Source organism: Pelomonas sp. Root405, from assembly GCF_001425165.1.
Classification (GTDB): Bacteria; Pseudomonadota; Gammaproteobacteria; order Burkholderiales; family Burkholderiaceae_C; genus Pelomonas.
Genome location: NZ_LMDU01000001.1, coordinates 1,243,089 through 1,265,104 on the forward strand (window position 1 = coordinate 1,243,089; position 22,016 = coordinate 1,265,104).

Here is a 22,016-nt window from a genome sequence, read left to right on the forward strand (position 1 = left end):
CGATGGACTTGATCCTCTGGCGCCACGCCGAAGCCGAGATCGCCGCCCCGGGCCAGGACGACCTGCAGCGCGCGTTGACACCCAAGGGGGAGCGCCAGGCGCGGCGCATGGCGGCCTGGCTGAACCACCGCCTGGCGGCAACGACGCGTGTCCTGGTCAGCCCGGCCCTGCGCTGCCGCCAGACGGCCGAGGCGCTGGGGCGCGAGGTGCGCATCGTGCCGTCCATCGCGCCGGACGCCCCCTTCACGGACCTCATCGAGGCCTCACGCTGGCCCAGATCGGCCGAGCCGGTGCTGCTTTGCGGCCATCAGCCGACGCTTGGCCAGCTGGCCGCGCACTTGCTGGCTGGCGTCGACCAGGACTGGGCCGTCAGGAAAGGCGCAGTCTGGTGGCTGCGCTGGCGCCAGCGCGATGGCGAGCCCGAGGTGACGCTGCACGCGGTGCAGGGGCCGGACTGTCTCTAGCTGAGATTGCGGGCCGAGCGCCGGGCCTGCCATGGGCCAGAGGCCCATGGCCTTCCGTAGGCACAAGCAGTCCGCAGGGACTGCTTGTGTCCGACTCCAGTTCACCAAGCCGGCCCGCCTTGGGCGATGTGCTTGCGGCTCAATGCCGCAAGCATCGCCGTCCCCTGGGGGGACCGACCGGGCGTGCCCGCGTTCAGCTGGGCAAGACCGGGCGAGGGGCCTCAAAGATGCCGAGTCTCTTCCGGCTTGTTCCACCAGTTGTTGTGCAGACCGTCGAAATACTGCACCGGCGCGCTCACCAGTTCCTCAGGCGTGACGTCGTCGAGGCAGTTGACCTTCACTGACACGAAGGCGCCGCCCATCTCCTCGATGTGGCCGTGGCCGTGGGTCCTGACGCCGCAGGTCTTGCAGAACGGGTTGTGGATGCTGTTGGAGCCGAACTGGTAGTCGGTCTGTGCATCGGCACCGGCCAGCAGGCGGAAGGCCTCGGGCTTGACGCTGGCGCTCCAGTTGCGTGTTTTTGTGCAGATCGAACAGTTGCAGCGGCCCGTGCCGGCGGCCAGGTCGAGGTCGACTTCAAAACGGACGGCTTTGCAGTGGCAGCTGCCGGTGTAGGTCTTCAGCATGGCGGTGTCTCACGCAGGGTTGGAGGGATGCATCCTCGCGAGCATCGCTGTCAGCCCGTGACAGCAGTCAGCTTGTTGCGAGCCGTTACGCCAACGCCAGCTCCATGACACCGGTGCGCGCCCAGGCCTCGGCCTCTTCCTTGAGCAGATAGCGGGTGCGCGCATGGCCCGAGGACCAGCTCTTGGGACAGCGCAGCGTCAGCTGCCTGCCGCGGCGCTCCAGCAGCAGGCCGTCTCCCGTCACCGGCGTGCGCGCGTGGCAAAGGATGACCGCCAAGCGCAGCGCGATCAGTTGCGCCAGGAGGCTGGTGTCGGCCAGCTGGGCCTCCATCTTGCGCAGGCCGCCGCGCTGGCCCAGTGCCAGTGCCGCCAGGCGCTGCAGCTGGTTGGTGGAGAAGCCCGCCGCGTCGACGTGGGCGAGCAAATAGGCGCTGTGGCGGTGGTGGTCGTGGTGAGAGACCAGCATGCCCATTTCGTGCAGCGCCGCGGCCCAGCGCAGCTCGCGCAGCAGCTCGGCCTGCGGCTTGGGTTCGAGCTGGTGGTACAGGCGATCGGCCTGCTCGGCCACGCGGTCAGCCTGGGCGATGTCGACGGCAAAGCGCGCCTGCAGCTCGCTGACCGAGGCCGCCCGAGGGTCGGCGGCGCCGCTGGGCTGCAGACGCTCGGCCAGGTCGAAGATGACGCCCTGGCGCAGCGCGCCCTTGGTGGGCAGAAGTTCCTTGATGCCGAACTGCGTCAGCAGCGTGTAGAGGATGCACAGGCCACCGGCGACGACGGGGCGGCGGTCGTCCTTGAGCCCGGGCAGTTGCAGCTTGTCTTGCGAGCCTGCGGCCAGGCATTGCTCGACGCACCAGCGCAGCGCGTCCTGCGTGATGCGGCCATCGGTCTGGCCCGAGGCCGCCAGCAGTTGCGACACCGCGCCGACCGTGCCCGACGAGCCCAGCGCTTCCTGCCAGAGTTCGGGACGGAACAGCGTCAGCGCTTCCTCCAGCTCGGCGCCGGCAGCGACCTGGGCCGCGCGGAATGCCTCGGCCGTGTAGCGGCCATCGCCAAAGAAACGCAACGACAGCCCGACGCTGCCGACGCCGAAGGACTCGGCCAGCATGGGCTTGCGGCCGGTGCCCAGGATCATCTCGGTGGAGCGCCCGCCGATGTCGATGACGAGGCGCGGCTTGACCGACGGCTGCAGGCGCGCCACGCCGGCAAAGATCAGCCGTGCTTCCTCGCGGCCCGCGATGACCTCGATGGGATGACCCAGCACGGCTTCGGCGCGCGCCAGGAAGGCATTGCGGTTGCGCGCCTCGCGCAGTGTCTGCGTGGCGACGGCGCGGATGCGCTCGGGCGGGATGCCGACCAGCTGTTCGCCGAAGCCCTTCAGGCAGGCCAGGCCGCGCTGCATGGCCGCCTCGGTCAGCATGCCCTGGGCATCCAGGCCGGCGCCCAGGCGCACGCTCTCCTTGGTGTAGCTGACGCGCTGATAGCGCTCGCCGGAAAGCCGGGCCAGTTCGAGTCGAAAGCTGTTGGAACCGATGTCGATGGAGGCCCAAAGGCTGGTGACTGAGTCAGGGCGCGTCGTCATGGGCGCGGATTGTCGGGGCAAAATTTGACGCCCCCGCCATCGTCATTTCAGGAGTGCCCATGTTGAAGGAAGAGATCGACAGCCTCGCGCCCGGGCGCGACTTCAGCCGCCGCGGTTTCGTGCAAACCGCCGTGGGCAGTGGCTTCGCGGCTGCCGTTCTGCCGGTGACGGCGCAGACCCTCACGACCGACACGGCGGGCCTGGAGGCGGGCTCGGTCAGCATCCCGGTGGGCGACTTCAAGATGCCGGCCTACCGCGCCCAGCCCGCCGGCAAGAAGAACCTGCCGGTAGTACTCGTGGCCAGCGAGATCTTTGGCGTGCACGAGCACATCGCCGATGTCTGCCGGCGCTTCGCCAAGCTGGGCTATCTGGCCATCGCGCCGGAGTTCTTCGTGCGCCACGGCAATGCCGGCGCCTACACGGACATTCCCAAGCTCATCAGCGACGTCGTCAGCAAGGCGTCGGACGCCCAGGTCAACGGCGACCTCGACGCCGCCGTTGCCTGGGCCGCGGCCAACGGCGGCGACACGGCCCGGATGGCCATCACCGGCTTTTGCTGGGGCGGCCGCACGAGCTGGTCTTATGCCGCGCACAACCCCAGGCTGAGCGCGGCGGTGGCCTGGTACGGGCCGGTGGCGCGCAACTACTTCGCCGGTGACAAGACGATCATCGAGCGCGCCGCCAGCATCAAGGTGCCGGTGCTGGCCCTTTATGGCGCGGCCGACACCGGCATCCCGGTCGAGACGCTGACCCAGCTCGAAGCCGCGCTCAAGGCCGCCGGCAACACCCGGAGCGAGTTCGTCGTCTACCCCGACACGCCGCATGCCTTCCACGCCGACTACCGGCCCAGCTACCGCAAGGCCGCGGCCGATGACGGCTCGGCGCGCTGCCTGGCCTGGTTCAGGAAGCACGGGGTCGTTTGACGGCTCTGCTACGCTGACCGCCCTCGGGCCGCAGCAGCGGCCCGTTGCTTTCCCGCCTTTTCCATGACCCTGACCTATATCGTGCTCGCCACCTTCGCGGGCGGGCTGCTGTCGGTGCTCGTCGCCGCGAGCCTGACCGTGACTGTGCTGACCCGCCTCGTGAAGAGCCTCGTCAGCCTGTCGGCCGGCATCCTGCTGGGCACCTCGCTGCTGAACGTGTTGCCCGAGGCCTTCGAGGGCCACACCGCGCCGCCGCAGACGCTCTTTGCTGTGTTGCTGGGCGGCCTGCTGTTCTTCTGGCTGCTGGAGAAGGTGGAGCTGTATCGACACGTCCACCACCACGAGGGCGACGGGCACCATCACCATCACCATTTCGACGCCGAGCAGGCGGGCCGCGGCGGGCTGACCGTGCTGGTGGGCGACAGCATCCACAACTTCTGCGACGGCGCGATCATCGCCGCGGCCTTCTTGGCCGACACGCGCCTGGGCTTCGCGACGGCGCTGGCCATCGTCGCGCACGAGATCCCGCAAGAGGTGGGTGACTACATCGTGCTGTTGAATGCCGGCTTCAGCCGTGCCAAGGCCCTGCTGTTCAACGCCATCTCCGGCATGGCCGCGGTGGTTGGCGGCGTGCTGGGTTACTTCCTGATCGGCAGCTTCGACGGTGTGCTGCCGTATCTGCTGGTGCTGGCGGCCAGCAGCTTCATCTACATATCGGTGGCCGACCTCCTGCCTCAGTTGCAGCAACGCCTGGCCTGGCGCGAGACCTTCGCCCAGGTGGCCTGGCTGGCCGTGGGCCTGGGTGTGGCCTTCGGGGTGTCCACCTTGCTGCACGGCTCCCACGCGCATTGAGCGCGCTGCCGGTGCAAGGCAGGGCCGGCTGCCTACTTGACGATCAGCACCGGCAGGTCGGTGTGGGTCAGCACCTTCTGCGTCTCGCTGCCGAGCAGCAGCGCGGCGACACCGCGGCGGCCGTGTGAGGCCATGACGATGAGGTCGACGGACTCGGCCTTGGCGTGGTCGATGATGGCCTCCCAGGCGTGCAGGGCCTCGATGGTGTGCGCCTTGCACGACAGGCCCTGTGCGGCTGCGGCCGCGCTGACGGCCTCGACGCGCTGCGTGGCGACGCGCAGCTGAGCGTCGATGAACTCCTGCGGCGGTACGGGCTGGATCTCGGAGACCGCGCTGTAGGGGAAGGGCTCCATGACGCTCAGTGTCAACAGCTGGGCGCCATGCGCCTTGGCCAGCTCGATGGCGGTGTTGACCGCGTTGATGGTGATGTCAGAGCCGTCCGTCGGGACGAGGATGCGCTTGAACATTCGGTCCTCCAGTCGTTGCGGAGGACCACAGTGTGGACGATCAGGCCAAGGATTGCTTGTCGGAGATCAAGCCGTAGCGATTGGGCGTGCCGGGTCCGCAGACCATTCGCTCCATGAGCCGGGATAGAGCAGGCCCCCGAGCGGCTCGCCGAGGCCGGCATGCGCCATCGCCAGAAGGTTGTGGCAGGCCGTGACACCGGAACCGCATTGGTGCACGACCTGGTCGGCCGGGTAGGGCGCCAGCAATGCGGCGAACTCGGCGCGCAGGTCGGCCGCGGGCTTGAAGCGGCCGTCGGCGGCGAGGTTGTCCTTGAAGAACCGGTTGCTGGCGCCCGGGATGTGGCCGGCAACCTTGTCCAGCGGCTCGATGTCGCCGCGGAAGCGTTCGGCCGCGCGGGCGTCGATCAGCCGCACGCGGCCCAGCTTCGTCAGCAGTGTGGCGGCGTCCATCTGGCCGGCCAGCGGAGGGCCCGGCTGCCAGTCGGTGGGCGTGGCGGCCGGGACTTCGGTATTGAGTTCGCCGTCCCAGGCACCGTCGAGCACGGCCACCTCGGCGTGGCCCAGCCAGCGCAGCATCCACCACAGGTGGGCGGCATACGGCGCGCCCTGGCGGTCGTAGGTGACGACCTGCCGGCCTGCGGCCAAGCCGATGCGGCGCATCAGCGCGGCAAAGGTCTCACGCTGCGGCAACGGGTGGCGACCGCGAAAAGCGCCGTCGGGGCCGAGCTTGTCGCCGCAGAGATCGCGGTCGAGGTGAAGGTAGAAGGCGCCGGGGATGTGACCCGCCGCGTAGGCGCGTTCGCCGGCATCGGTGTCGGCGAGGTCGAAGCTGCAGTCGACGATGAGCGGGTTGTCCAGTTCGCGCAGTTCGGCGGGAGTGATCAGCGTGATGTAGGTCATGACTCAGCGGGGTTGAACTGGCTGTCCTTGGGAGGCGGCGCGACCTTGTTGCGCAGCAGCGTCGCGGCGAGGCCGGCGCCGATGATGAGCAGCATGCCGATGGTCGCGTGCCAGGTCAGCGGGTCCTTGAACAGCAGCATGCCGTAGATGAAGGAAAAGACGATGCCCAGGTATTGCAGGCAGGCGTTGACCAGCGGCTTGCCGGTGCCGTAGGCGCGCGTCAGGCAAACCTGGGCGGTGGTGGCAAGCACGCCGACCGCGAGCAGCAGGGCGGCGCCCCACAGCGAGTGGCTTTGCAGCCCGCCCTGGGTGACGGCGGTGATGACGGCGCCGGCCACGCAGCCACCCACCGAGAAATAGAAAACGACGCGCAACTCGGGCTCACCGGCACGGCCCAGAGCCGTCACCTGCAGATAGGCCATGGCCGCCAGCATGCCCGACAGCAGGCCGGCCATGCCGTGCCAGAGCTGCTGCTGGTCCAGCGTCGGCCGCAGGATCAGCGCGACGCCCGCAAAGCCGAGCAGCACCGAGGCCATCAGCCGCCAGTCGAGCTTCTGCGCACCCATCAGCACGGCGCCGCCGAGCAGGAAGAGGGCCATCCAGACCGACGACATGTAGTTCAACGTCATGGCCGTGGCCAGAGGCAGTTCGGCGATCGCGTAGAACCACAGGCACAACGACGTGACGCCGGAGATGCTGCGCCACAGGTGCATGCCTGGCAGGCGGGTCTTGAGGCTCATGCGCTGCTGCCGGCAGAGCGCGGCCATCATCAGCATGCCGACCAAGCCGCGGTACATGACGATCTCGCTGGCCGCGTAGAACTCGCTGGCCAGCTTGACGCAGACGCCCATGGTGGCGAACAGCAGCGTCGCTGCCACCATGAGCACCGGCGCCGGCATCAGTCGATGCGTCCCATCTGCTGGCGAAACCACTCATGGAAGTGCTGCATGCCGTCTTCCATCGGGCTCTGGTACGGGCCGGCCTCGTTGTCGCCGCGCATCATCAGCGCCTTGCGGCCGGCATCCATGCGCTCGGCGATCTCGTCGTCCTCCACACAGGTCTCCATGTAGGCGGCCTGGTGCGCCTCGACGAAATCGCGCTCGAAGGCGGCGATCTCCTCGGGGTAGTAGAACTCGACGAGGTTGAGCGTCTTCTGTGGTGACACCGGATGCAACGTCGACACGACCAGCACGTGCGGGTACCACTCCACCATGATGTGCGGGTAATAGGTCAGCCAGATTGCGCCGGCCTCCGGCGGGCGGCCCTGGCGGAACTTCAGCAACTCGTCGTGCCAGCGCTGGTAGACCGGCGAGCCGGGGCGCTCCAGTTCGTTCTGCACGCCGACGGTCTGCACCGAGTGGTGCTTGCCGAACTCCCAGGCCAAGTCGTCGCAGCTGACGAAGCCGCCGAGGCCCGGGTGGAAGGGACCGACGTGGTAGTCCTCAAGGTAGACCTCGATGAAGGTCTTCCAGTTGTAGTTGCACTCATGGACCTGGACCTTGTCGAGCACGTAGCCCGTGAAGTCCAGCTGCGCGCGCGGGCCCAACTGGGCCAGTTCGGCAGCGACGTCGTGGCCGTTGTCCTCGAACAGCAGGCCGTTCCATTCCCGCAGCGGGTAGCGGTTCAGGTTGAGGCAGGGGTCCTGGTCGAAGTGCGGCGCGCCGATCAGCTCGCCCTGATGTGAATATGTCCAGCGGTGCAGCGGGCAGACGATGTTGGCCCGGGTGTTGCCGCGGCCCTTCAGCATCAGCGCTTGGCGGTGGCGACAGACGTTGGAGATCAGCTCGATGCCTTGAGACGACCTCACCAGCGCGCGGCCTTCGCCTTCCTGAGGCAGCGCATAGTGGTCGCCGACTTCAGGGACAGCCAGTGCATGGCCGACGTAGCGGGGCCCTCGCTGAAAGATGCTGGCCTGCTCGCGCTGGAACAGATCGGTATCGAAATAGGCGCTCACCGGGAGCTGGGTCTGGCTGCGTTGTAGCGCCGAGACGGGAAGGCTCAGGTCGGACATGATCCAGGCGGGTCTTTCAGACGAAATGGGGTGCTGCGTCCCTCCGGCGCATCTCGGTGTTTGCCGAGTCGGCCAGGTTGCTTGTGGTGGAAAAGGGAGCGGCGCGGGCGCGCGCTCGGGCGTGAGGTTGGGGATTCTACGCATGGCAGTGGCGGCCGGCCGACGGTTACGCCTGGTGGCGAGGAATGTCAAAACCCGCTGACTACAATCGCCGTTTCGCGTTTTGAAATGACCAAGACTTCGTCCCGCACCAAGGCCGCCGCGACAGATGGCGATGAACTCAGCTACGAGCAGGCGCTCGGCGAGCTGGAGCGTCTGGTGGCGGCGATGGAGGGGCAGCAACTGCCGCTCGACCAGCTTTTGCACGGCTACAAGCGTGGCGCCGAACTGCTCGCCCTGTGCCGCGGCCGGCTGCAGGCGGTCGAACAGCAGGTCCGGCTGCTCGATGGCGCCGAACTGAAGGCCTGGGAGGGCCACGAATCTTGAATGCACAGGACTTTGAGCGCTGGACACAGGCGTCGTTGAACGCCTTCGAGTCGGCGTTGGACGATTTGGTGCCGGCTGGCGCGCCCGCCGGGTTGGGTGAGGCCATGCGCTATGCAGTGCTGGGCGGCGGCAAGCGTTTGCGCCCGTTGCTGGTGCTGGCCAGCTGCGCGGCCGTCGGGGGTGACAGCTTTGCAGCGATGCGCGCGGCCTGTGCGGTCGAGCTCATCCACGCCTATTCGCTGGTGCATGACGACATGCCCTGCATGGACAACGACGTCATGCGCCGCGGCAAGCCGACCACGCATGTCGCCTTTGGCGAGGCCCAGGCCATGCTGGCGGGCGATGCGATGCAGGCGCTGGCCTTCGAGGTGCTGACCCCCCTGGAATCTGAAGGCAGCGGCATCGCGCCCGCGTTGCAAGCCCGGTTGTGCTCGCTGCTGGCGCGTTCGGCCGGCCACGACGGCATGGCCGGCGGCCAGGCCATCGACCTCGCCAGCATCGGCAAGCAGCTCAATGAGGCCACGCTGCGTGACATGCACCGCCGCAAGACCGGCGTGCTGCTGCAGGCCAGCGTGATGATGGGTGCGGCCTGCGGGCCGGCGTCGCCCCGGGCGACCCAGGCGCTGTCCGACTACGGCGCGGCGCTGGGCCTGGCCTTCCAGGTGGTCGACGACATCCTTGACGTGACCCAGGATTCCGAAGTGCTGGGCAAGACGGCCGGCAAGGATCAGGATGCGAACAAGCCGACGTATGTGAGCGTACTTGGCATCCATGCGGCTAGGACGTTGGCGCAGCAGCTGCGCGCTGAAGCCAAGGCCGCACTGGCCGCCAGTGGCCTGGCCGACGTGAGCCACCTGAGCCTGCTGGCCGACTCCGTCGTCGAGCGAGACAACTGAAGGGCCGAGCCATGGACTACACCCTGCTGAACGGCATCAACAGCCCCGCCGACCTGCGTCGCCTGCCGCGCACCGAACTGCGCAAGCTGGCCGACGAGGTGCGCGCGTTTGTGCTGGAGAGCGTCTCCAAGACCGGCGGTCACCTGGGCTCCAACCTGGGCACGGTCGAGCTGACCGTGGCGCTGCACTACGTCTTCAACACGCCGGAAGACCGGTTGGTGTGGGACGTGGGTCACCAGACCTATCCGCACAAGGTGTTGACCGGCCGGCGCGACCGCATGCCCGGCCTGCGCCAGATCGGCGGCATCAGCGGCTTCCCGCGCCGTGACGAGAGCGAGTACGACACCTTCGGCACCGGCCATTCCTCCACCAGCATCTCGGCTGCTCATGGCATGGCCATGGCCGCCAAGCTCAAAGGCGAGGACCGCAAGGCCGTGGCCATCATCGGCGACGGTTCGATGACGGCAGGCATGGCTTTCGAAGCGCTGAACAATGCCGGCGTGGCCCACGGCGGCCTGCTGGGCGATGTGCTCGTCATCCTGAACGACAACGACATGTCGATCAGCCCGCCGGTCGGTGCGCTGAACAAATACCTGGCGCGGCTGATGAGCGGCAGCTTCTACACGGCGGCGCGCGAAGGCGCCAAGAGCGTGCTGAAGAACACGCCGCTGTACGAGTTCGCGCGCAAGTTCGAGGAGCACACCAAGGGAATGGTCGTGCCGGGCACCATCTTCGAGGAGTTCGGCTTCAACTACGTCGGCCCCATCGACGGCCACGACCTGGAGTCCCTCATCCCGACGCTGGAGAACCTGCGCGAGAAGAAGGGCCCGCAGTTCCTGCACATCGTGACCAAGAAGGGCTCGGGCTACAAGCTGGCCGAGAACGACCCGGTCAAGTACCACGCGGCTTCCGGCAAGTTCGATCCGGCGGTGGGCTTCGTCAAGCCGGCGACGCCGCCCAAGACGACCTTCACCCAGGTCTTTGGCGAATGGCTGTGCGACATGGCCGAGGCCGACTCGCGGCTTGTCGGCATCACGCCCGCCATGCGCGAGGGCTCGGGCATGGTGGACTTCCACAAGCGCTTCCCGCAGCGCTATCACGACGTCGGCATCGCCGAACAGCATTCGGTCACCTTCGCCGCCGGCCTGGCCTGCGAAGGCATCAAGCCGGTCGTCGCCATCTACTCCACCTTCCTGCAGCGCGCCTACGACCAGATGGTGCACGACGTGGCCATCCAGAACCTGCCCGTGCTGTTCGCGCTGGACCGCGCCGGCCTGGTGGGCGCTGACGGCGCCACGCATGCCGGCAACTACGACATCGCCTACACCCGCTGCATTCCCAACATGGCCGTGCTGACGCCGGCCGACGAGGACGAATGCCGCCAGGCGCTCTACACCGGCTTCATGCACGACGGCCCGGTGACCGTTCGCTATCCGCGCGGTGCCGGCGCTGGCGTCACGCCCGTCAAGGCGATGACGGCGCACGCCTGGGGCAAGGGCGTCTTGCGCCGTGAAAGTCACAGCAGCGGCCAGCGCATTGCCATCCTGGCCTTCGGCACCTTGCTCTACCCGGCGCTGGAAGCGGCGGAGCGGCTGGACGCGACGGTCGCCAACATGCGCTTCGTGAAGCCGCTGGATGTCGAGCTCGTGGCCGAACTGGCGCGCACGCACGACGCCCTCGTCACCGTGGAAGACGGCTGCATCATGGGCGGCGCGGGCAGCGCCGTCTGCGAGGCGCTGAACGCCGCCGGCCTGAGCGTGCCGGTGCTGCAGCTGGGCCTCCCCGATGAATTCGTCGAGCATGGCGACCCGGGCAAGCTGATGAGCCTGTGCGGGCTGGACGCCGCCGGCATCGAGGCCAGCATCGTCAAGCGCTTTGGCACCAAGCCTACGGTGGTTGCCGCGCGCTCCGCAGCGCGCTGAGCAGGGCTTCGACCAGCGGTTGCGCCGGCCGGTGCAGCGGCAGCAGGGCGCTGACGCGGTACGGAATCGACACCGCCAATGGCCGCACGACAAGACCCGCCCCCGCGCAGGCCGCGGCGGTCAGCGGATTGACGATGGCCAGGCCGAGCCCGGCTCGCACCAGCTCGCAAACGCCCACCGCACTGTGCGTCTGCACGCGCAGCCGCCGCACCACGCCCGCGGCTTCGAAACGCGCATCGATCTCACGGCGATAGGGGTCGTCCTCGGCCAGGCTGATGAAGTCCCGACCTTCAAAATCCTTCAGACCCAGCCGCTTGCGCGACGCCAGCGCGTCGTCCGCGGGCAGCACGGCTACTTCATCGGCCTCCAGCACGGGCTCGACACGCACGCCGGGCAGCGGCGTCGCTTGCTCGGCCAGGCCCAGGTCGAAACGCTGTTCGCTGATCCACGCATCCAGCAGCGGCGGCTCGGCCGGTGTGATGGACACGCGGGCCGTCGGATGCCGGCTCAGCAGCGTGGCCAGTGCGCCGGGCAGCAGCGCATGCGACAGGGCTGGCAGGCTCAGCAGGCTCAGCTCGGCGTCCTCCGAGCGCCCCAGCGCCTCGGCGCGCTCGATCACCCGGGCCAGGCCCTGGAAGCTGCGTTCCACCTCGTCGAACAGCGCCCGCGCCCGCGCCGTTGCCTTGAGCCGGCCTTGCTCGCGGTCAAACAGGGCGTAGCCCAGCAGCTGCTCAAGCCGCGCCAGGTCGCGGCTCAATGTGGGCTGCGAGGTGTGCAGCAGCGCCGCGGCGCCGGTGACGCTGCCGGCCGTCATGACGGCGCGGAAAACTTCAATGTGGCGGTGTTGGATGTCCATATCAGGATTGAATTGTCTCCGCACAAACTTCAATTTGATTGAATGGGCGGCGGCGGGCATCCTTCAACCCATGACCAAGCCCCTGCCTGCCGCCCTCAACCCCGCCCGCCTTTCCACCCTGGCCGCCGAGCACGGCACGCCGCTGTGGGTCTATGACGCTGCCACCATCCGCGAGCGCGCCGCGTCGCTGCGGCCCTTTGACGTCATCCGTTTTGCGCAGAAGGCCTGCTCCAACATCCACATCCTCAAGTTGCTGCGCGAGGCCGGCGTCAAGGTCGACGCCGTCTCTCGCGGCGAGATCCTGCGCGCCTTGGCCGCGGGTTACGAGGCCGGGGGCGACGAGATCGTCTTCACGGCCGACCTGCTCGACCACGCCACGCTGGCCACCGTGGTCGAACATCGGATTCCCGTCAACGCCGGCTCCATCGACATGCTCGATCAATTGGGTGAAGCCTCGCCCGGCCATGCGGTCTGGCTGCGCATCAACCCCGGCTTCGGCCATGGCCACAGCCACAAGACCAACACCGGCGGCGAGCACAGCAAGCACGGCATCTGGCACGCGGACCTGGGCGCTGCGCTGGCCGCCGTCCGCCGCCATGGGCTCCAGCTGGTCGGCCTGCACATGCACATCGGCTCGGGCGTGGACTACGGCCACCTGGCCCAGGTTGGCCAGGCCATGGTCGGCCTCGTGCACGAGGCGGTCGCCGCCGGCCACGACCTGCATGCCATCTCGGCCGGCGGTGGGCTGTCCATTCCCTATCGTGACGGCGACGCGGGCATCGATGTCGACCACTACTTCGGCCTGTGGGACACCGCACGCCGCGACGCCGAGACCTTGGTCGGCCATGCGCTGAAGCTGGAGATCGAGCCCGGCCGCTACCTCGTCGCCGAGAGCGCGGTGCTGTTGGCCGAGGTCCGGGCCGTCAAGAACGCCGGCGCCAACCGCTTCGTGCTGGTGGACGCCGGCTTCAACGAGTTGATGCGCCCGGCGATGTACGGGGCCTTCCATGCGATGAGCGTGATCGCCGCGACCGGGTCTGGCGGTGCGGCACAGCGCACGGTCGTTGCCGGGCCGCTTTGCGAGTCGGGCGACGTGTTCACACAAGGCCCGGGCGGCGAGGTGCTGACGCGCGAGCTGCCACCCGCCGTGGTCGGCGACCTGCTCGTCATTCACGACGCGGGCGCCTACGGCGCGTCCATGTCGAGCAACTACAACAGCCGCCCCCTGGCTGCCGAGGTGCTGGTCGACGCTGAAGCGAGCCGGCTCATCCGCCGCCGTCAGACGGTCGAGGATTTGCTCGCGCTCGAAATCTGACCCTGCCAACCGCTGGGGTCGTTAGCCCCAAGTCCGGTGATCATCCGGACATGAAGCTTGTTCCAATTCAGCAGGTTGGCGGCCACATCAAGACCGGTGCGCCGCTGCCCTTCGGGGTCCGCGATGCCGAGGGCAAGCTGCTGCTGGCCAAGGGGCAGCAAGTACCCAGCGACCAGATGCGCGAGGCGCTGTTGAACCGGGGCGTCTTCGTCGACATGGACGAATTGCGCGACGCCTCGGGCCGCGGCGGTGATGCCGGTGGCGCCGGCAGCGAGGATTTCTTTGCGCGCTGGGAGGCGTTGCAGACGCGGCTGTCGGTGCTGTTGCGCGCGCCGCAGGACACGCTCTTTCTGCCGCGCGTCAAGGAATGCGCGTCCCAGCTCATCGCCTGGGCCGAGCGTTTTCCTGACCCGTTGCTGTTCGTCGTCATCCAGCACGACCACAGCCGGCACGAGGTCTATGGCCTGGCCCACTTGCTGCACACAGCCACTGTCTGCGCGCTGCTGTCGCGGCGCCTGGGATGGCCGCCGGAGCGCCAGCGCAGCCTGGTCGGCGCCGCCTTGACGATGAACCTGTCGATCATTGACTTGCAGGGCCGCCTGGCCTCGCGTGGTGGCAAGCTGGCGCCGCCGCAGCGCGCGGCGATCGACCGCCATCCGGACGAGGCGGTGGCCTGGCTGCGCGGCGCCGGGCTGGACGATGCCGAGTGGCTGGCCGCCGTGGCCGACCACCATGAGCAACCGGGCGGCGGCGGTTATCCCAAGAACCTGGCGGAGCCGGGCGAGGCCTCGCAGCTGCTCCGCTTGGCCGACATCTTCCTGGCCAAGCTGGCCAGCCGTGGCGGCCGCGCCGGGCTGCCGGCGCCGCAGGCAGCCAAGTCGATCTACACGGGCAGCAATGGTCATCCCTTTGCAGCGCTGCTGGTCAAGGAGGTGGGCATGTTCCCGCCGGGCACACTCGTCAGGCTCGCCAGCGGTGAAATCGGCGTGGCGGTTCGCCGGGGTACATCGGGCAACACACCGGTCGTCAGCGCACTGATGAATCGTCACGGCGATGCTTTAGGCTCACCGGTCAGGCGCGACACGGCGGTGGCCGAGCACGCGATCACGGCCATCGCGCCCGCCCAGGTGCTGCGCGTGAAGCTTGTTCCGAACCAGCTCTACGACCGCTACGAGGCCTGACATCCGCCGATAGGCAATGGCAATAACGTCGATTTGATAAATGTTTTCAACTGAAAACTAGACGTCGATATAGTTCTGCCTATCCCATCCACCCCGCCAACGGAGCACTCGAATGTCCCTGATCAACACCCAAGTCCAGCCCTTCAAGACCGAAGCCTTCCACAACGGCAAGTTCATCACCGTCAGCGACGAGACGCTCAAGGGCAAGTGGTCCGTGCTGATCTTCATGCCGGCTGCTTTCACCTTCAACTGCCCGACCGAAGTCGAAGACGCGGCCGAGAGCTACGCCGAATTCCAGAAGATGGGCGCCGAGGTCTACATCGTCACGACCGACACCCACTTCTCGCACAAGGTGTGGCACGAGACCTCGCCGGCCGTCGGCAAGGCCAAGTTCCCGCTGGTGGGCGACCCGACCCACACGCTGACCAACGCGTTCGGCGTGCACATCCCCGAAGAAGGCCTGGCGCTGCGCGGCACCTTCGTCATCAATCCCGAAGGCATCATCAAGACGGCCGAGATCCACTCCAACGAGATCGCCCGTGACGTGTCGGAAACGCTGCGCAAGCTCAAGGCTGCCCAGTACACCGCCGCCAACCCCGGCCAGGTCTGCCCGGCCAAGTGGAAGGAAGGCGCCAAGACCATCGCGCCGTCGCTGGATCTGGTCGGCAAGATCTAAGCACCATGCTGTTTGCAAGGAGCCCGGGAGGGCTCCTTCCTTCCGCAGAGCCTCACAGGTTCTGCTGAAAGGGCCTCCGCTCTGCACGGGGACCCTTTCAGCAGTGGCCGATGTCGCCACGCCTCACTGAAAGGACTCACCATGTTGGACGCCGCACTGAAGACCCAGCTCCAGGGCTACCTGGACCACGTCAAGCTGCCCTTCGAAATCATCGCCTCGCTGGACAACTCGGCCAGCAGCGACGAGATGCGCGAGCTGCTCGAAGAGATCGTCGGCATGAACGACAAGATCTCGTTCCGCGCCGACGGTGTCGACGCGCACACGCCTTCTTTCCTGCTGCGTCGCACCGGCACGCAGCAATCGCTTCGCTTCGCCGCCATCCCGCTCGGCCATGAGTTCACGTCGCTGGTGCTGGCACTGCTGTGGACCGGCGGCCATCCGCCCAAGGTCGAGCAGGCGCAGATCGACGCCGTCAAGGCGCTGGACGTGGACCTCGACTTCGAGATCTACATGAGCCTGACCTGCCACAACTGCCCCGATGTCGTGCAGGCGCTGTCGCTGATGTCCATCGTCAACCCGCGCATCCGCACGACCGTCATCGACGGCGGCCTGTTCCAAAGCGAGGTCGAAGGGCGCGACATCATGGCCGTGCCGGCCGTGTGGTTGAACGGCCAGCCGTTCGCGTCCGGCCGCATGAGCCTGGAAGAGATCGTCGCCAAGCTCGACACCGGCGCGGCAGCACGCGATGCCAAGAAGCTGGATGCCGAAGACCCCTACGACATGCTCATCATCGGCGGCGGCCCGGCAGGCGCCGCGGCAGCGGTTTACGCGGCTCGCAAGGGCATCCGCACCGGCGTCGCGGCCGAGCGCTTTGGCGGCCAGGTCAACGACACGCTCGGCATCGAGAACTACATCTCCGTGTCGATGACCGACGGCCCGAAGTTCGCCGCCGCGCTGGAAGGCCATGTCAAGGACTACAAGGTCGACATCCACAACCTGCAGCGCGCTGAGAAGCTGATCCCCGCCGCCGAAGCCGGCGGCCTGGTCGAGGTGGAGCTGGCCAACGGCGCCAAGCTCAAAGGCAAGACCGTCATCCTGTCCACCGGCGCGCGCTGGCGCAATGTCGGCGTGCCCGGCGAAGCCGAGTACAAGAACAAGGGCGTGGCCTACTGCCCGCACTGCGACGGTCCGCTGTTCAAGGGCAAGCCGGTCGCGGTCATCGGCGGCGGCAACTCGGGCGTCGAGGCCGCCATCGACCTGGCCGGCATCGTCAAACATGTGACCCTGGTCGAGTTCGGGGCCGAGCTGCGCGCCGACGCCGTGCTGGTCAACAAGCTGAAGAGCCTGCCCAACGTCACCATCATCACCAACGCGCAGACGACCGAATTCACCGGCAACAACGGCAAGCTCGACGGCCTGAACTACATCGACCGCGTGTCGGGCGAAGCCAAGCGCGTCGACGTGGAAGGTTGCTTCGTGCAGATCGGCCTGGTGCCCAACACCGAATGGCTGCGCGGCACGCTGGAGCTGAGCAAGCACGGCGAGATCATCGTGGACGCCAAGGGCGCGACCTCGCTGCCCGGCGTGTTTGCCGCCGGCGACGTGACGACCGTGCCCTTCAAGCAGATCGTCATCGCCGCCGGCGACGGGGCGAAGGCGGCACTGGGTGCCTTCGACTACATGATGCGGCAGCCTGCGCTGGCCGCGTGATCAAAGCGGCCTGACCTGCAAGGCGCGGCGGGTCTGCCACAGGCCCTCCGCGCTGTAGAGGGCCAGTGCGCCCCAGATGAAGCCGAAGGCGATCAGCCGCGTCGCGTCCATGGGCTCCTTGAACAGGAACACGCCGAGCAGGAACTGCAGCGACGGCGACACGTACTGCACCAAGCCCAGCGTCGCCAGCGGCAGGCGCCGAGCGCCGGCGGCGAACAGCAGAAGGCTGCCGGCGGTGACCGGGCCGGTGCCGATCAGCCAGGCCCAGTCGACGGCGGTCTGCCCGGCCATGCTGCCGTCCTGTGACCACCAGATCAGCCCGGCCGCGGCCAGCGGCGCCAGGATCAGCGTCTCCAGCGTCAGCCCTTCAATCGCGCCTAACGCGGCGGTCTTGCGCATCAGTCCATAGAAGCCGAAGCTGACGGCGAGCACCAAGGCGACCCAGGGCAGGCGGCCGCCCGCCACCGTCAACCACAGCACGCCAAAGGCCGCCAGGCCCACGGCCAGCCACTGCACCGGCCGTGGCCGCTCGTGCAGCAAGGCAAAGCCGAGCGCCACGTTCACCAGCGGGTTGATGAAATAGCCCAGGCTGGCGTCGATGACGTGACCGTGGCCGACCGCCCAGACATAGGTCAGCCAGTTGATGGCGATCAACGTGGCCGACACCGCGAAGCGCCGCCAGGTCGCGGCGCTGACGTCCTTGAGCCAGCTCAGGTTGCGCATCACCAGCAGCACCACGGCGACAAAGGCCAGCGACCACAGCGTGCGGTGGGCGACGATCTGCAGCGCGGGAATGGCGGCGATCTGGCGGAAGTAGAGCGGGAACAGCCCCCAGCTCAGGTAGGCGCCGAGGGCGTAGAGGATGCCGGGGTTCATCGGCCGGCATTCTCATCGAGGGTTAATCCGGGTGCTGCATCAGGGTCGTCGACGTCGAATTGCGCCCGCCCCGTTCGTCGTACAGAAATGAATCAGCCCCCACGCTCGCGTCGCTCGCTGCCCCCCGAGGGGGTGCGTCAGTGGCTTCGGGCGGCCGGGCGCCCCTGATATGGCCCTCATCGAATTCACCCCCCAACTGCGCCGGTTCGTCGACACACCCGTCGTCGACACGCCGGCCGTCGTGCTCAGAGAGGGCCTGGACGCCGCGTTCGCGATCAACCCGAGGCTGCGCGGTTACATCCTCGACGACCAGGGCCATCTGCGCCACAACGTCGTCATCTTCATCGACGGCCAGCGCGTGCGTGATCTGCGCGGCCTGACCGACCCGCTCGGGCCGGAGTCACGGGTCCATGTCCTGCAAGCTTTGTCTGGAGGTTGATCAATGAGTTCACAAGACCGCGCCTGGGCCGCCACCCGCAAGGGCCTGTTCGAGCTGCGCCGCCGCGGCGGCAACTGGGGGATCGAGAACATCAGCTTCCTGGCCGAGCCGGTCAGCATGCTGCTGCCACCCGACGCATCCGGCCGCATGCTGGCCGCGCTCAACCTCGGCCACTTCGGCGTCAAGCTGCATGCCTCTGACGATGCCGGCAAGACTTGGCGGGAGGTCGGCGTGCCGATCTTTCCGCCGCAGCCGGAAGGCGCTGAAGGGCCGGAATGGAAGCTGCTGCAGATCTGGTCGATGGAGCGCGCCGGTGATGTGATCTGGGCCGGCACCATCCCCGGTGGGCTGTTCAGCAGCCGTGACGGCGGCACGACCTGGCAGCTCAATGAGGCGCTCTGGTACGAGCCGCTGCGCCTGGGCTGGTTCGGCGGCGGCAGCGACGCGCCGGCCATCCATTCCATCTGCGCGCGCGCCGACGAGCCAGACGAACTGCTGCTGGGCATCTCCTGCGGCGGCGCATGGCGCACGACCGATGGCGGGCTGACCTGGGGCCTGAGCGCCAAGGGCATGCGCGCCGAGTTCATGCCGCCCGAGCAGGCCGGCGACGAGAACGTGCAGGACCCGCACCTCATCGCCCGCTGCCGCGACGTGCCCGAGGTGCTCTGGTGCCAGCATCACAACGGCATCTTCCGCAGCGCCGACAACGGCGCCAACTGGGCCGAGCTGCAGGCCCAGCCGTCCAGCTTCGGCTTCCCCGTGGCAGCCCATCCGAGCGATCCCGACACCGCCTGGTTCGCGCCCGCCGTGAAGGACGAGAAGCGTGTGCCGGTCGACGGCGCCCTGTGCGTCACGCGCACTCGCGACGGCGGCAAGACCTTCGAGGTCTTGCGCACCGGCCTGCCGCAGCGGCATTGCTACGACCTGATCTACCGCCACGGCCTGGCGGTGGACGACAGCGGCGAGCAGCTGATGATGGGCTCGACGACCGGCGGCCTGTGGACCAGCGGCGATGGCGGCGACAGCTGGCAGACCCTCTTAGCCCATCTGCCGCCGATCTACGCCGTCAAGTTCGGCTGAGGCGTTTGCGGATCGCGGCCAGCTCGGTGGCGTCCAGCGTGGGCGGCGGGTAGCTTATCTTCAGCGCCGCCAGCACATCGACGATGACCTGCGACACGATCAGCCGCGCATTGCGCTTGTCGTCCGCCGGCACGACATACCAGGGCGCCTCGGCGCGGCTGGTGGCGCCCAGCGCCTCGCCATAGGCGCGCATGTACTTGGGCCACAGCGCCCGCTCGGTCATGTCGTCGGCGGTGAACTTCCAGTTCTTGGCCGGGTCGTCAAGCCGTGCCAGGAAGCGCTGGCGCTGCTCTTCCTTGGACAGGTGCAGGAAGAACTTGACGACGCGCGTGCCGTTGCTGTGCAGGTGCTGCTCCAGGGCGTTGATGGAGGCGTAGCGGGCCGACCAGATCGCCGGCGTCCGTGTGCTCTCCTTGGGCAGCGACTGCGCCTTCAGGATCTCGGGGTGCACGCGCACGATCAGCACCTCCTCGTAGTAGGAGCGGTTGAAGATGCCGATGCGCCCGCGCTCGGGCAGGCATTGCGTGGTGCGCCACAGGAAGTCGTGGTCCAGCTCCAGGGCGGTGGGGTGCTTGAAACTGAAGACCTGGCAGCCCTGCGGGTTCACGCCCGACATCACATGCTTGATCACGCCGTCCTTGCCCGCGGCGTCCATGGCCTGGAAGATCAGCAGCAGCGAGTAGCGGTTGTGCGCATACAGCAGGTCCTGCAGCTCGCTGAGGCGTTCGACCTGGGCGTCGAGCTGGCGCTCGTAGTCACCCTTGTCGCCGTACAGCGGCGCCACGACGGTGGGCCGCTGCGAGAGCTTGAGCTTCTGGCCAGGCGTGACCCGGTAGGCGTCGGTGGCAATTTTCATGGCGCTGTGCGGCTCGTTGGTGAGGCGCCAGCCTACGCCGATGCGCCTGGCGGTCTATCCTGCGACCGACATGCTCCAACGACTGCTGTTCGCGCTGATGCTGTTTGCGCCGCCTTTGGCCGATGCGGCCTGCACGCGGCCGCTGCGCGTGCCCTTCGAGGACTGGCGGCCCTATTCCTTCATCGCCGACGGCCGCCACACGGGCCTGGAGACCGAGTTGCTCGCCGTCGTGGCGAAGGAGGCGGGTTGCCGCGTCGTCTATGTGCGCGAGGTGCCGCGCAACCGCCGCCTGCCCATGCTGGCCGCGGGCGAACTGGACGTGCTGCTTGCCGCCACGCCCCGGGCGGGTGACCCGGCCTGGTACACGCGTCCCTATCGCGACGAGGTGTTCGGCGCCTTCATGCGCGCCGACGAGGCGCGGCTTGATGCGCGCTCGCTGGAGGAGCTGCTGCAGGCGCGCCTGCGCCTGGTCACGCACCGCGGGCCCGCCAGCCTGCCCATCATCCATGAGTTCAATGCGCGCGGACAGCTGACCTGGTTCGAGGACTATGCCAAGGGCGTGCAGCTCATGCAGCTGGGGCGCGGCGACGTGCTGCTCGGCGACAGCGTCGCCATTGCCTTTGCCGCGCGTGCGGTCGACGTGCCGCTGGTGGAGCTGCCCATTCGCATGCCGCGCGACCCGGTCACCTACAAGCTCAGCCGCAAGTCATTGACCGAAGCCGACCTGCGTGCCTTCAACCAGGCCATCCGGCGCCTGGAAGCGCGCGGCGAGTTGCAGCGCATCCGCGACCGCTGGTTACCCGAGATGCCGCGTTGAGGCGCTTGCTGCTCAGGTTGCTGCCGGCCAGTGCCCGGCCGGCAGTGCCTGCAAACGCAATGCGGCCCCGGTGACCGGGTGCGTCAGGGCCAGCGTGAACGCATGCAGCCACAGTCGTTGCAAGCCCAGATGGGCCGCCGCGGCGCGGTTCAGCGCCCCCTTGCCATGCGTGGCGTCGCCAAGGATGGGATGGGCGATGTGTTTGAGGTGGCGGCGGATCTGGTGGCGCCGGCCTTGCAGCGGCTCCGCTTCGAGCAGGGCGACGCGTGTGCTTGCAAAGCGCGCATCGGTGACGAGGGGCCATTCGATGCGGCGCAGCACGCGCCAGCGCGTCTGCGCTGCCAGCGTGGGCTGGCCGGCCGAGGGCAGTTCGGGGTCGCGGGCCAGCGGGTGGTCGATCAAACCCTCGTCGTCGCCCGGCCAGCCGCGCACCAGCGCGAGATAGCGCTTGCTGCACTGCCCGTGCTCGAACATCGGTCCCAGCAGCGACGCCGCTGAGGCCGACAGCGCAAACAGCAGCACGCCCGAGGTGCCGCGGTCCAGCCGGTGCACGGGCCAGACCGGCCGGCCGAGCTGGTCGCGCAGCAACTGCAGCGCGGCCTGGTCCTCATGCGCGGCAAGCTGGGTCCGATGCACCAGCAGGCCGGGTGGCTTGTCGATGGCGACGAGGTGGTCGTCGATGTGCAGGATGCTGAGCGTCAAGACAGCTCGCCGTCGACATAGAACCATTCGCCGTGCTCGCGCACGAAGCGGCTGACCTCGTGCAGGCGGTGCGCCCGCCCGCCGAGCTTGCTGCGCGCGACGAATTCGACCGTGCCGTGGTCGGCGTCCTGCATCGCGCTGCGCTTGACGTCCAGCCCCAGCCACTTCAGGCCGGGCTCGGGCGGCGGGAGTTCAGCCGGGCGGGTGCTTGGGTGCCAGCTGGCCAGCAGGTAGTCGCGCCGGTCCAGCACGAAGGCCGAGTAGCGCGAGCGCATCAGCGTTTCGGGTGTGGCCGCTGCCAGGCCCTCGCCGGCACCGAAGGCAGCGTGCAACACGCCGCAGCAAGCGCCGTAGCTGCGGTTCATGCCGCAGGGGCAGGGCG

At 68.1% G+C, this 22,016-nt stretch carries 24 protein-coding genes; 13 read left to right on the forward strand and 11 right to left on the reverse strand.

Translation table 11 applies throughout. The features are described from left to right. Window positions 1-2: 2 nt before the first annotated feature. Window positions 3-464, forward strand: coding sequence for a histidine phosphatase family protein (locus ASC81_RS05635; protein WP_056263619.1), 462 nt, complete (start codon window positions 3-5; stop codon window positions 462-464). 221 nt (window positions 465-685) lie between these two features. Here the strand turns inward: ASC81_RS05635 and ASC81_RS05640 are convergent, their stop codons facing one another. Next, window positions 686-1,090 carry a GFA family protein gene (locus tag ASC81_RS05640; protein ID WP_056263621.1) on the reverse strand — a complete coding sequence of 135 codons (405 nt, stop codon included), beginning with the start codon at window positions 1,088-1,090 and terminating at the stop codon, window positions 686-688. Between the two features lie 85 nt (window positions 1,091-1,175). Next, window positions 1,176-2,669 carry a Ppx/GppA phosphatase family protein gene (locus ASC81_RS05645; RefSeq protein WP_056263623.1) on the reverse strand — a complete coding sequence of 498 codons (1,494 nt, stop codon included), beginning with the start codon at window positions 2,667-2,669 and terminating at the stop codon, window positions 1,176-1,178. 59 nt (window positions 2,670-2,728) lie between these two features. On the opposite strand from ASC81_RS05645, the gene ASC81_RS05650 reads away from it, so the two are divergent. Next, complete coding sequence (locus ASC81_RS05650; protein WP_056263625.1) at window positions 2,729-3,592, forward strand: dienelactone hydrolase family protein; 864 nt, start codon at window positions 2,729-2,731, stop codon at window positions 3,590-3,592. Window positions 3,593-3,655: 63 nt separating this feature from the next. After that, on the forward strand, window positions 3,656-4,444 hold the full coding sequence (locus tag ASC81_RS05655; protein ID WP_056263627.1) for a ZIP family metal transporter: 789 nt from the start codon (window positions 3,656-3,658) through the stop codon (window positions 4,442-4,444). 32 nt (window positions 4,445-4,476) lie between these two features. Here ASC81_RS05655 and ASC81_RS05660 read toward each other — a convergent pair whose 3' ends face one another. The 4 genes from ASC81_RS05660 to ASC81_RS05675 all read right to left on the reverse strand — a co-directional run bounded on the left by ASC81_RS05660 (window position 4,477) and on the right by ASC81_RS05675 (window position 7,822). Beyond that, window positions 4,477-4,911, reverse strand: a complete 435-nt coding sequence (locus tag ASC81_RS05660; protein WP_056263629.1) for a universal stress protein — start codon at window positions 4,909-4,911, stop codon at window positions 4,477-4,479. Window positions 4,912-4,977: 66 nt separating this feature from the next. Continuing rightward, window positions 4,978-5,811 carry a sulfurtransferase gene (locus tag ASC81_RS05665; RefSeq protein ID WP_056263630.1) on the reverse strand — a complete coding sequence of 278 codons (834 nt, stop codon included), beginning with the start codon at window positions 5,809-5,811 and terminating at the stop codon, window positions 4,978-4,980. Continuing rightward, window positions 5,808-6,710 (reverse strand): DMT family transporter, encoded by a 903-nt coding sequence (locus ASC81_RS05670; RefSeq protein ID WP_056263631.1) that lies wholly within the window; start codon window positions 6,708-6,710, stop codon window positions 5,808-5,810. The genes ASC81_RS05665 and ASC81_RS05670 overlap by 4 nt, the downstream gene beginning before the upstream one ends. Then, window positions 6,710-7,822, reverse strand: a complete 1,113-nt coding sequence (locus ASC81_RS05675; protein ID WP_056263632.1) for an aromatic ring-hydroxylating dioxygenase subunit alpha — start codon at window positions 7,820-7,822, stop codon at window positions 6,710-6,712. Before ASC81_RS05675 ends, ASC81_RS05670 begins: the two co-directional genes overlap by 1 nt. A gap of 228 nt (window positions 7,823-8,050) precedes the next feature. On the opposite strand from ASC81_RS05675, the gene xseB reads away from it, so the two are divergent. Genes xseB through dxs form a run of 3 tightly spaced genes read left to right on the forward strand, consistent with a single transcriptional unit; the run spans window position 8,051 to window position 11,126 of the window. Beyond that, window positions 8,051-8,308 carry an exodeoxyribonuclease VII small subunit gene (xseB, locus tag ASC81_RS05680; RefSeq protein WP_056263633.1) on the forward strand — a complete coding sequence of 86 codons (258 nt, stop codon included), beginning with the start codon at window positions 8,051-8,053 and terminating at the stop codon, window positions 8,306-8,308. Then, the gene (locus ASC81_RS05685) at window positions 8,305-9,204 is read left to right on the forward strand and encodes a polyprenyl synthetase family protein (RefSeq protein ID WP_056263634.1); all 900 of its coding nucleotides are present in this window, start codon (window positions 8,305-8,307) and stop codon (window positions 9,202-9,204) included. Before xseB ends, ASC81_RS05685 begins: the two co-directional genes overlap by 4 nt. An 11-nt stretch (window positions 9,205-9,215) precedes the next feature. Beyond that, window positions 9,216-11,126: a 1-deoxy-D-xylulose-5-phosphate synthase gene (dxs, locus tag ASC81_RS05690; RefSeq protein ID WP_056263636.1), complete on the forward strand. Its 1,911-nt coding sequence runs from the start codon at window positions 9,216-9,218 to the stop codon at window positions 11,124-11,126. Here the strand turns inward: dxs and ASC81_RS05695 are convergent. Then, window positions 11,092-11,982 carry a LysR family transcriptional regulator gene (locus tag ASC81_RS05695; RefSeq protein WP_056263638.1) on the reverse strand — a complete coding sequence of 297 codons (891 nt, stop codon included), beginning with the start codon at window positions 11,980-11,982 and terminating at the stop codon, window positions 11,092-11,094. The genes dxs and ASC81_RS05695 overlap by 35 nt on opposite strands. 70 nt (window positions 11,983-12,052) lie before the next feature. Here ASC81_RS05695 and lysA point away from each other — a divergent pair, with 70 nt between their 5' ends. The 4 genes from lysA (at window position 12,053) to ahpF (ending at window position 16,864) form a co-directional block, all read left to right on the forward strand. Then, the gene (gene lysA / locus ASC81_RS05700; RefSeq protein WP_056263640.1) at window positions 12,053-13,297 is read left to right on the forward strand and encodes a diaminopimelate decarboxylase; all 1,245 of its coding nucleotides are present in this window, start codon (window positions 12,053-12,055) and stop codon (window positions 13,295-13,297) included. A gap of 50 nt (window positions 13,298-13,347) precedes the next feature. Next, window positions 13,348-14,478: an HD-GYP domain-containing protein gene (locus ASC81_RS05705; protein WP_056263641.1), complete on the forward strand. Its 1,131-nt coding sequence runs from the start codon at window positions 13,348-13,350 to the stop codon at window positions 14,476-14,478. Between the two features lie 112 nt (window positions 14,479-14,590). Further along, window positions 14,591-15,154, forward strand: a complete 564-nt coding sequence (gene ahpC / locus ASC81_RS05710; protein WP_056263643.1) for an alkyl hydroperoxide reductase subunit C — start codon at window positions 14,591-14,593, stop codon at window positions 15,152-15,154. Window positions 15,155-15,295: 141 nt separating this feature from the next. After that, a complete protein-coding gene (gene ahpF / locus ASC81_RS05715; protein WP_056263644.1) occupies window positions 15,296-16,864 on the forward strand; it encodes an alkyl hydroperoxide reductase subunit F in 1,569 nt (522 codons plus the stop codon). Here ahpF and rarD read toward each other — a convergent pair whose 3' ends face one another. Further along, entirely contained in the window at window positions 16,865-17,740 is an 876-nt protein-coding gene (gene rarD, locus ASC81_RS05720) for an EamA family transporter RarD (protein WP_056263647.1), read from the reverse strand. 169 nt (window positions 17,741-17,909) lie between these two features. On the opposite strand from rarD, the gene ASC81_RS05725 reads away from it, so the two are divergent. Together ASC81_RS05725 and ASC81_RS05730 are read left to right on the forward strand one after the other, a co-directional pair. Further along, window positions 17,910-18,179, forward strand: a complete 270-nt coding sequence (locus tag ASC81_RS05725) for a MoaD/ThiS family protein (protein WP_056263649.1) — start codon at window positions 17,910-17,912, stop codon at window positions 18,177-18,179. A 3-nt stretch (window positions 18,180-18,182) separates the two neighbouring features. Continuing rightward, window positions 18,183-19,259, forward strand: a complete 1,077-nt coding sequence (locus ASC81_RS05730; RefSeq protein WP_056263651.1) for a hypothetical protein — start codon at window positions 18,183-18,185, stop codon at window positions 19,257-19,259. Here the strand turns inward: ASC81_RS05730 and ASC81_RS05735 are convergent. Continuing rightward, window positions 19,246-20,115 carry an ADP-polyphosphate phosphotransferase gene (locus ASC81_RS05735; RefSeq protein ID WP_056263654.1) on the reverse strand — a complete coding sequence of 290 codons (870 nt, stop codon included), beginning with the start codon at window positions 20,113-20,115 and terminating at the stop codon, window positions 19,246-19,248. The two genes, ASC81_RS05730 and ASC81_RS05735, sit on opposite strands and share 14 nt — an antisense overlap. Window positions 20,116-20,185: 70 nt before the next feature. On the opposite strand from ASC81_RS05735, the gene ASC81_RS05740 reads away from it, so the two are divergent. Next, window positions 20,186-20,932 (forward strand): ABC transporter substrate-binding protein, encoded by a 747-nt coding sequence (locus ASC81_RS05740; RefSeq protein WP_162245860.1) that lies wholly within the window; start codon window positions 20,186-20,188, stop codon window positions 20,930-20,932. A 12-nt stretch (window positions 20,933-20,944) separates the two neighbouring features. Here the strand turns inward: ASC81_RS05740 and ASC81_RS05745 are convergent, their stop codons facing one another. Together ASC81_RS05745 and ASC81_RS05750 are read right to left on the reverse strand one after the other, a co-directional pair. Continuing rightward, window positions 20,945-21,634, reverse strand: a complete 690-nt coding sequence (locus tag ASC81_RS05745) for a pseudouridine synthase (protein ID WP_235533572.1) — start codon at window positions 21,632-21,634, stop codon at window positions 20,945-20,947. Further along, on the reverse strand, window positions 21,631-21,999 hold the full coding sequence (locus tag ASC81_RS05750) for a YchJ family protein (protein ID WP_235533573.1): 369 nt from the start codon (window positions 21,997-21,999) through the stop codon (window positions 21,631-21,633). The genes ASC81_RS05745 and ASC81_RS05750 overlap by 4 nt, the downstream gene beginning before the upstream one ends. Between the last annotated feature and the right edge of the window lie 17 nt (window positions 22,000-22,016).

Coding starts and splice junctions, on each gene's coding strand:
- ASC81_RS05635 (WP_056263619.1), top strand. CDS start 3: ATGGACTTGATCCTCTGGCGCCACGCCGAAGCCGAGATCGCCGCCCCG.
- ASC81_RS05640 (WP_056263621.1), bottom strand. CDS start 1,090: ATGCTGAAGACCTACACCGGCAGCTGCCACTGCAAAGCCGTCCGTTTT.
- ASC81_RS05645 (WP_056263623.1), bottom strand. CDS start 2,669: ATGACGACGCGCCCTGACTCAGTCACCAGCCTTTGGGCCTCCATCGAC.
- ASC81_RS05650 (WP_056263625.1), top strand. CDS start 2,729: ATGTTGAAGGAAGAGATCGACAGCCTCGCGCCCGGGCGCGACTTCAGC.
- ASC81_RS05655 (WP_056263627.1), top strand. CDS start 3,656: ATGACCCTGACCTATATCGTGCTCGCCACCTTCGCGGGCGGGCTGCTG.
- ASC81_RS05660 (WP_056263629.1), bottom strand. CDS start 4,911: ATGTTCAAGCGCATCCTCGTCCCGACGGACGGCTCTGACATCACCATC.
- ASC81_RS05665 (WP_056263630.1), bottom strand. CDS start 5,811: ATGACCTACATCACGCTGATCACTCCCGCCGAACTGCGCGAACTGGAC.
- ASC81_RS05670 (WP_056263631.1), bottom strand. CDS start 6,710: ATGCCGGCGCCGGTGCTCATGGTGGCAGCGACGCTGCTGTTCGCCACC.
- ASC81_RS05675 (WP_056263632.1), bottom strand. CDS start 7,822: ATGTCCGACCTGAGCCTTCCCGTCTCGGCGCTACAACGCAGCCAGACC.
- xseB (WP_056263633.1), top strand. CDS start 8,051: ATGACCAAGACTTCGTCCCGCACCAAGGCCGCCGCGACAGATGGCGAT.
- dxs (WP_056263636.1), top strand. CDS start 9,216: ATGGACTACACCCTGCTGAACGGCATCAACAGCCCCGCCGACCTGCGT.
- ASC81_RS05695 (WP_056263638.1), bottom strand. CDS start 11,982: ATGGACATCCAACACCGCCACATTGAAGTTTTCCGCGCCGTCATGACG.
- lysA (WP_056263640.1), top strand. CDS start 12,053: ATGACCAAGCCCCTGCCTGCCGCCCTCAACCCCGCCCGCCTTTCCACC.
- ASC81_RS05705 (WP_056263641.1), top strand. CDS start 13,348: ATGAAGCTTGTTCCAATTCAGCAGGTTGGCGGCCACATCAAGACCGGT.
- ahpC (WP_056263643.1), top strand. CDS start 14,591: ATGTCCCTGATCAACACCCAAGTCCAGCCCTTCAAGACCGAAGCCTTC.
- ahpF (WP_056263644.1), top strand. CDS start 15,296: ATGTTGGACGCCGCACTGAAGACCCAGCTCCAGGGCTACCTGGACCAC.
- rarD (WP_056263647.1), bottom strand. CDS start 17,740: ATGAACCCCGGCATCCTCTACGCCCTCGGCGCCTACCTGAGCTGGGGG.
- ASC81_RS05725 (WP_056263649.1), top strand. CDS start 17,910: ATGGCCCTCATCGAATTCACCCCCCAACTGCGCCGGTTCGTCGACACA.
- ASC81_RS05730 (WP_056263651.1), top strand. CDS start 18,183: ATGAGTTCACAAGACCGCGCCTGGGCCGCCACCCGCAAGGGCCTGTTC.
- ASC81_RS05735 (WP_056263654.1), bottom strand. CDS start 20,115: ATGAAAATTGCCACCGACGCCTACCGGGTCACGCCTGGCCAGAAGCTC.
- ASC81_RS05740 (WP_162245860.1), top strand. CDS start 20,186: ATGCTCCAACGACTGCTGTTCGCGCTGATGCTGTTTGCGCCGCCTTTG.
- ASC81_RS05750 (WP_235533573.1), bottom strand. CDS start 21,999: ATGAACCGCAGCTACGGCGCTTGCTGCGGCGTGTTGCACGCTGCCTTC.